Source organism: Acinetobacter sp. SA01 (genome assembly GCF_011319235.1).
GTDB lineage: Bacteria > Pseudomonadota > Gammaproteobacteria > Pseudomonadales > Moraxellaceae > Acinetobacter.
The window spans coordinates 1-7745 of sequence record NZ_WXXM01000036.1 but is presented as its reverse complement, the minus strand read 5'-3'; the positions used below and the strand labels follow the sequence as shown (position 1 = coordinate 7745).

Below are 7745 nucleotides of genomic sequence, written 5' to 3'. Positions count from 1 at the left end.
CTGATCCAGAATGCCTCGTAATCTAAAAAAAATTTATCCCATAATCCCTTACTTGCCCAGCGATTAAAGCGATTGTAAGCAGTTTGCCAAGAGCAAAGTTCTTGAGGAATATCACGCCATGTCGCACCCGTACGTAGTTTCTGAATCGGACTGCTCCCAGTATCCTAGACATGATACAGCCTCATTTTGAAGCTGCTTCAAAGGCTTCTAGACTCATCCCGTCGAGATGCGAATGACGCCTAATCCGATTGTAAAACATCTCGATATAATCAAACACATCTGCACGTGCCATTTCACGTGTTTTATAGATTCTCTTTTTAATTCTTTCCTTCTTCAAGCTGCTAAAAAAGGATTCTGCAACAGCATTGTCCCATGATGAGCAGTATACTGCGCAAGGCATCTGTGGCTCATACTGGGAACCAAGTTATGCTTCTGACAGAATTTCTGCCAGTCTCCGCTGCTGTATTGTGAACCTTGGTCTGAGTGTATGATCACAGATTCGTTGGGTCTACGTCGCCATACTGCCATTAAAAGTGCATCTAAAATGATATCCTTGGCAAGCGTAGGTTTCATTGACCAACCGATGACTTTCCTTGAATATAAATCGAGAACCACAGCCAAATATAACCAGCCTTGCCAGGGGCGTATGTAGGTAATATCAGTTACCCACGAGGTATCAGGTGTGTTTACAACAAACTCTCTATTTAAATGGTTGGGTGGCACAATCTGAGGACGACCACAGCCATAACTTTTATGCTTTTTATATCCTCGAACAGCGGCAATGCCATTGTTCTTCATGATCTTTAGCACACGATTAGGTCCGCAGCTTTCACCTAGCTCTTTAAGATCCAAAGTGATGCGACGATAACCATAAATGCCATAACTTGCATCATAAGAAGAACGAATGAGCTGTAATAACCGCTTGTCTTCAATAGTCCTGCCTGATTCGGGTTCATGCAACCAGGCATAATAGCCAGCACGAGCAATCTTAAGAACCCGACACATCGTTTTAATTTTAAACTGATGGCTGTATTCGAGGATAAACTGATACTTCACTCGGGCAGGCTTGCAAAGTACCTTGCGGCCTTTTTTAAGATGTCCCGTTCCTCTTCAGTCTGTTTAAGCTGACTTTTAAGGCGAAGGATTTCTTTCTTTGCCTCGAGCAGTTCATGTTCATCAGCGTTGTTGCGTAAAGGTTGTACCGCCTTTAGCCATTTATAAATGCTGTGCTGTGATACGCCTAAACGTTCTGCCACATCAGTGACAGAATATCCACGTTCAGTAATCAATTTAACCGCTTCATCTTTAAATTCTGGGGTGTATCGTTGTCCACTCATAATGTTCTCTCCTATGCAAAAAGAATAGACGATATTTGTCTAGGAGAGTGGTGGCAGTCCAGAATAATTACTTTCAGATTTATCGACTAATTGATGTCAGACTCAAAATCGAACATGATGACGAAAACCGTAATGTGAATTGTAACTCTATAATCATTTCAAGGTGTTTTTATATCTGCTATCCAGATCGTATTAAAAATTTCCATAATTTTATTTTATTATTTATTTAATGTTTGTATTATTTTGCCAATGCATATTATGGAAACATTAATAAAAATAAATATCAGGATCTAGCTATAGTTTTCTAAAAATTACTCTATGTGCTTCTGTTTTAAGCCTATTTATAGCTCCTTTAGTAGGCTTATTTATGTAAGAAACTTGATGTTCAGATTACTAATACATTTATTTTGTAGATATTACTGCTCAAATACATTACACAATTGATGATAAAAAATTAAACAAAAAATCTACTGTTAGGTGAAAACATAAACTAGAAAGTGATCATAGATAACACAAAAATTCCTAAAACAGAGAAGCTGTAAGGGAAAGAAAAAGACATATGTCTACACAGGCAATAATTCACGATAAAAATCAGCTAATTTTCAGTTTATGCAGCCGAAAGCATTGCTATGAAAGACTTAGAGCTATTCAAACGTGATCTAAACCTGATTTTTTAGGCTTGAAAATTTATTATGTATTGTATCCAAATAACCTATTATTGTTAAAGACAAAAATAAAGTATAAATTAAATCATTAACTAAAGATTATAATCTGTTAATCAATAAAAAAGTATGTTTATTAAGCATATATTGGGTGGTTTCGATGAAATATAATTGCTGAGACAAATGTAATGTTTGTTTTGCAATAAAGTTTTTGTCTGTAATATATGGTTTATGCAATTTATGGTAATCATATCTCCTCTCTAACTGATGGTGACCATTTCACCCTATAAGAAACGTGCTCTGTAAGCGTCATTGAGAATCAGTTACACAATTAAACGCTTAAATTAAATGGTGATTTTTGCCACATTAGTGTTAATTTTATGTGATTATAATCACATAGCATATTCGAATATCCATCCCTTTAATCCCACTAATAGAGAGTAAAAATTGTATGGCTAGAGTTTCTATAGAAAATTTAACAGAAATTGATGGATTTATTGCAGCCGCTTTAGTAGACAGTGAAAGTGGCTTGGCTTTAGCGATGCAGGGTAAAAGTTCTATCGATTTAGAATTTGCAGCCGCAGGAAATACTGAAGTTTTACGTTCAAAACGGAAAGTAGCAAGTGCTTTAAACTTAGATGACTCTATTGAGGATATTTTAATTACCCTAGGTAAACAGTATCACCTTATTCGTCCCTTAGAATCAAATGAAGCATTATTTTTATATTTAGTTTTAGATCGTAACAAAGCTAATTTAGCTATGGCTCGTTATGAATTGAAAAGTTTTGAAAAAGAATTAGATTTTTCTTAATGAATAAATTAAAAGGCTATCAAACATTTATATATGTTTTTTAGCCTTGCTCCACATTATTTATTTTTTTGTATGTTAGGTCAATCATGGCTTCTTCGGTTTACATTTGCATATTGGGAATAAGCCAATCAAGAATTAGTGACTTAAAACAAGCCTTAGTCTCTCATTTTTCATCTTTTAGTCAGATTCATTGGACACATATTGCAGATAAAGATTTACAAGTGTTATTTATAAATGAAGATCTTTTTGATACTATTCTGCCGCAAATTTGTAGTCGCTCTCAGCTCAAAATTTTAAAATTAAGCAAAAATGAACAACATGCTGGCAAAATCATCAATAATGTATTGTATTTTCCTTTGAGATCAACATATGCCTTATTTGAATGGTTAAGCCAAACAGTCTGTTTTACCGCTAGCATAGAAGAAAATATTGCTACACCGATTAGCTCAGACCTGAGACAACAGTACCAACTTAGCCATCAAAGTATTGCTAAAGCTTTTGATGGTATTACTAACAACTATCCAAAACTCAGTAAATTTATTATAAAAACTGGGGGGCAGACTCTGAGTTTTTTTGATCTAAAAACCCAAGAGATGTATACCAATGATACTATCCAAATCAGGGATATCAATGGATTCGAAATTGTTCCCGCAGATATCAATAGTATTGTTGATTTTAAAAAGCAGTTTAAACCTAAAGATTTAAGTCAAGCAATCTGGCAACTGGTTTGGGATAATGTTATTGATGATCTGCCTACATACACACAGTCTTATCAGTTATTGGCCTGGCCTCAGCCGGTTCAGCCAACACAGCACGAAATTCTCAAGATATCAGCCTATTTCAACCAAGGCTCTTCAGTACAATATGTTCAGTCCAAAATGGGTCTTAGTTCGGATGTGTTAAACCGTTATTTGTTTGCCTGTGATATAGCAAAAATGATTAGGGAAATTCCTTCAGAACATGCTCTTAACTTAAACGTTACATCTACGGCTTCAGACGATCCTATACATAAGGAAAGTTCACTACGGGGCTTTTTTAATATATTACGTAAAAAACTTGGTATTTAATGGAAAATTAATGATTTTACAGCAACATAAGATTGTTTTTGCTGGCACTATGGGTGCTGGAAAAAGTGAAGCAATTAAGTCTTTATCTGAAGTTGATGTGGTGTCAACTGAAGCCATCAACACCGACATCAGCTTTAATGACAAAATGTTTACCACGGTTGGGATCGACTATGGTGAGTTGATTTTGGAAGATGGAACTAAAGTTGGATTATATGGTACGCCTGGGCAAGAGCGTTTTGACTTCATCTGGAATATTATTTGTAAAGGTGCTTTGGGAGTAATTGTCCTAATTGACCATAGTGTCGAACAACCGATTCAACATTTGGACTTTTATTTAAATTACTTTAAGCCAATCAGTAAAAATATCATTATTGGTATTACTCACTTAGACAAAAAATCCTCATATAGCACTGCCATTTACCGTGAGTGGGAAGCCTCCCAACTCCCTCCAAGAAATCCGTTATTTTTTATCGATGCCCGCAAAAAACAAGATGTGCTTTTGCTGATAGATACATTGATTACAAATACCGAAGTACAGTTAGAAGGTTAATTTATGCAACTTGATAATTTTAAACGTAAAGTTCCTGATGAGTTAGTTGAATTCTCGCGCCAGCAAGTGAGTGATATTTTAAATACAATTTCTGGAGTTGATTTTGTATTGTTGTGTTCAGCAGATGGCTTTGAAATAGTATCACTCTATAAAAAAAATAGAGAGAATACAGGTAAACTCGCTGCTGTTAGCAGTTCGATTCTAGCAATGGTACAGGCATTTATGAAAGAAATTGGCCTAAATGATTGCCAAAGTTTAACCCTAGATGCTACCTATGGGAAAGCCTTACTAACTGCTATTCCTCATCCTGAATATCCTATGGTTATGGTAGTCTTAGGCTCAAAAGATCTTTTATTAGGTCAATTATTATTTTTGATTAAAAAAGTAGATCAAAGCATTCAGAAATTTAAATTAATTAATTAAGGTACAATGATGGACTTGAATTGTTTTCTTTTAAAAAATATGTGCAATGAAAAAGATTAAGTGAATTTTACGTTACTGTATATCTTCATATTAGTCCTTGCCCCTATAAATAACAGGAAATAATGTTTATTTAATATAACTAGCAGAAAAGCTAATTTACAGCCAAATCCTATTTAAAAAATAAACTTGAAAATGAGAGTTAAGCTCCCATTTTCAAGTCTTTTATCTATTAAAATAATCCGTTTTTAACTAAGAGGGGGTAAGAAAATATTCAAATTTTTTGCTCAACAATTGGTTTTTGAGATTTTTTGCTAAGTATATTTTTCTTAACCTGTGAACACCTATTCTATAATTATTAATGTTGTTAGTGAATATGAGATAACACTTAGAGTCTGTCATCGATCAGGTTAATAAAATATAAGACCCTCATTTTGCTTTCATGACTAAACGCTATGTAAAAGGAAATAGAGAAAATTAGTTTAGGAGAGTTATAGGTGGCTGCTATTCACACTGCTTAATATTTGTTGATTACTATATTATAGAATTTTAGCCGCTATATAACTAAGCTCTATTTCTTTATCGGATTTTCACACAAGAAATTATGAATAGTATCGTACAAATTTTCATTTAACTGTATTGTTTGTACAATCTCATCATGTTTTACTTTGTAAATATTTCCCCAATACTCACTAAATTCTTGAAAAGATTGTGGAATGACATGTGCTTCTATGCTTCCATCGAGAAATAAGCTAATTTTTTTTTGCATGCTTGAGATAAGATAATCTACTACTACATCTTTAAAATTATTGGTTGAACTATAAGCATGGGCAGCTTCAGAGTTTTTATGAGAAATAAAATAAATCTTATACATTTGAAAAATTACCTACATATATAATGCTAATTAATTAACATAATTAGAAAATATATAATAAAATGTTTAATAAATTAAATTTATGTTTTGATTGTTTTATTTTGTATTACTATTGATAATTTTTGTATAATTATTCAGGTTATAGCCTTACTAAGCCAAATTTTGCTCGAGTCTGGCGATGGTTTTGTATTTTTGATCAGATGAATGACTCTACATCATTTGATATCATCAGCTCATTTATATGAACTGACTCAATATCGATACCTGTAGCAATGTGATTAAGTAAATATCTTTGGATTGTGTGATTATCGTAACATTATCGTAACATTATCGTAACATTATCATAACATTATCATAACATTATCATAACATTATCATAACATTATGAACCGTATATATTTAAAAAGATTTTGGTATTTATATTTACATTTAATTTTCATATAAGAGATGCTATTCGAAATATTTTTTCATTTTCATTATATTTTATTTATATATTTCAATTGTTTATATGTATTTAGTGATAAGGCTATAGAGCTTTTTGATAAAGCATTTCAATATTAATGAGCCATTGTCTTCTACAGATAGCCGAATCTTTTGGTATTGTTCACTGAACTTCATTCATCAAATTTTATTTCAGAGATAGCATTTTTTCTATAAAGACTTTATTGGCAACTTATAAGGTTAAGTCGATTTATTTTCATAAATTGCATAATTTAATTATTGAAAAAATTACATTAATATATTATTTTTTTATTGTTAATATTTTGTATTTTAAATAATATTAACATTACAAAATGTTTGATTAATGTTTTTTGATTTATGCAGGCATTTTTGTGAAAGTAGCTCTTCCAGCCAAATTTGACTGGTACTCAAAATCAACTGGAAGAGCCTGGCGTTCAAAATTGGGAATCTGAACGCCTTAATTATAGATGAATAAATAATGCAACGCATTATTTGTTAAATATTTGTATATCTATTTAAGGTAAAAATATGAATAAAATCTTCAAAGTGATTTTATGTAAATCAACGGGAAAGATGATTGCTGTTGGTGAAAATGCAAAATCGACAACAAAAGGTTCTGTTAAGTCAGCATCAAAGGTTTTTGGAGTGGTATTAGCTGTTGTAGGCTTACAGCCCCTGCTGACTACCGATGCCTTAGCTGCCGATTGTTCAGGTATAAACCTTTTGGGGCTTAATCTGCTTAGTACATGTGTTACAGGGCTTAATACAGAGTTAGGTACTGTGACGACTACCGTTACGGGTTTAACTACTAATGTAACTAACTTGACAGGTACGGTTAGTAATCTTGAGACCAATGTTCTAGGTTTAACTGGTGATGTGGGTAACCTTAACACCACTACAAGTGGCTTAACTTCTGGTTTAAACAATTTGTCTGGTACAGTAGGTAGTTTAACTACTAATGTAGGTGCTCTTAACACCACTACAGGTGGCCTAACTGCTGGTTTAACTAACTTGACGGGTACAGTTACTGATCTTGCGACTGATGTTTTAGGCCTAACTGGTGATGTGGGTAACCTCACTACCACTACAAGTAGTTTAACATCTGGTCTCAGTAATTTAACTGGTACAGTAAATGGTTTAACTACTAATGTAGGTGCTCTTAACACCACTACAGGTGGCCTAACTGCTGGCTTAACTAACTTGACGGGTACTGTGAGTGGTGTCCAGCAAAATGTAGGCATCCTACAAAATACAACAAACGGTTTGACTACTACTGTCGCGGGCTTAACTGGTACAGTAGGCGGTGTGCTAACTGATGTTTTAGGTCTAACTGGTGATGTGGGTAACCTCACTACCACTACAAGTAGTTTAACATCTGGTCTCAGTAATTTAACTGGTACTGTAAATGGCTTAACTACTAATGTAGGTGCCCTTAATACAACTACAGCAGGCTTAACTGGTACAGTAGGTGGTTTAACATCTGGTCTCAGTAATTTAACTGGTACAGTAAATGGTTTAACTACTAATGTAGGTGCTCTTAACACCACTACAGGTGGCCTAAC

6 protein-coding genes and 2 pseudogenes are annotated in these 7745 nt (G+C 33.6%); 5 read left to right on the top strand and 3 right to left on the bottom strand.

Annotation, left to right across the window (positions count from 1 at the left end):
* A pseudogene (locus tag GTU69_RS16675) lies at positions 1-140 on the bottom strand (transposase); the annotation flags it as partial.
* 41 nt (positions 141-181) lie between these two features.
* Positions 182-1337: pseudogene (locus tag GTU69_RS16670) on the bottom strand (IS3 family transposase).
* A 1113-nt stretch (positions 1338-2450) separates the two neighbouring features.
* Between GTU69_RS16670 and GTU69_RS16660 the strand changes: the two are divergent.
* The 4 genes from GTU69_RS16660 (at position 2451) to GTU69_RS17025 (ending at position 4850) form a co-directional block, all read left to right on the top strand.
* Positions 2451-2810 carry a roadblock/LC7 domain-containing protein gene (locus tag GTU69_RS16660; RefSeq protein WP_166172171.1) on the top strand — a complete coding sequence of 120 codons (360 nt, stop codon included), beginning with the start codon at positions 2451-2453 and terminating at the stop codon, positions 2808-2810.
* An 86-nt stretch (positions 2811-2896) separates the two neighbouring features.
* A complete protein-coding gene (locus GTU69_RS16655) occupies positions 2897-3877 on the top strand; it encodes a hypothetical protein (protein WP_166172169.1) in 981 nt (326 codons plus the stop codon).
* A gap of 10 nt (positions 3878-3887) precedes the next feature.
* Positions 3888-4427 carry an ATP/GTP-binding protein gene (locus tag GTU69_RS17030; protein ID WP_171522046.1) on the top strand — a complete coding sequence of 180 codons (540 nt, stop codon included), beginning with the start codon at positions 3888-3890 and terminating at the stop codon, positions 4425-4427.
* 3 nt (positions 4428-4430) lie between these two features.
* Complete coding sequence (locus GTU69_RS17025) at positions 4431-4850, top strand: roadblock/LC7 domain-containing protein (protein WP_171522045.1); 420 nt, start codon at positions 4431-4433, stop codon at positions 4848-4850.
* A 568-nt stretch (positions 4851-5418) separates the two neighbouring features.
* On the opposite strand, the gene GTU69_RS16645 is transcribed toward GTU69_RS17025, so the two are convergent.
* A complete protein-coding gene (locus GTU69_RS16645) occupies positions 5419-5721 on the bottom strand; it encodes a hypothetical protein (protein WP_166172167.1) in 303 nt (100 codons plus the stop codon).
* A gap of 1107 nt (positions 5722-6828) precedes the next feature.
* Here GTU69_RS16645 and GTU69_RS16640 point away from each other — a divergent pair.
* Positions 6829-7745, top strand: a 917-nt coding sequence (locus GTU69_RS16640) for a hypothetical protein (protein WP_240921741.1), incomplete at its 3' end; no start/stop codon positions are given.

What these genes read in the sequence shown, in the direction of transcription:
- GTU69_RS16645 (WP_166172167.1), bottom strand. Translation starts at nt 5,721, where the DNA reads ATGTATAAGATTTATTTTATTTCTCATAAAAACTCTGAAGCTGCCCAT.
- GTU69_RS16655 (WP_166172169.1), top strand. Translation starts at nt 2,897, where the DNA reads ATGGCTTCTTCGGTTTACATTTGCATATTGGGAATAAGCCAATCAAGA.
- GTU69_RS16660 (WP_166172171.1), top strand. Translation starts at nt 2,451, where the DNA reads ATGGCTAGAGTTTCTATAGAAAATTTAACAGAAATTGATGGATTTATT.
- GTU69_RS17025 (WP_171522045.1), top strand. Translation starts at nt 4,431, where the DNA reads ATGCAACTTGATAATTTTAAACGTAAAGTTCCTGATGAGTTAGTTGAA.
- GTU69_RS17030 (WP_171522046.1), top strand. Translation starts at nt 3,888, where the DNA reads ATGATTTTACAGCAACATAAGATTGTTTTTGCTGGCACTATGGGTGCT.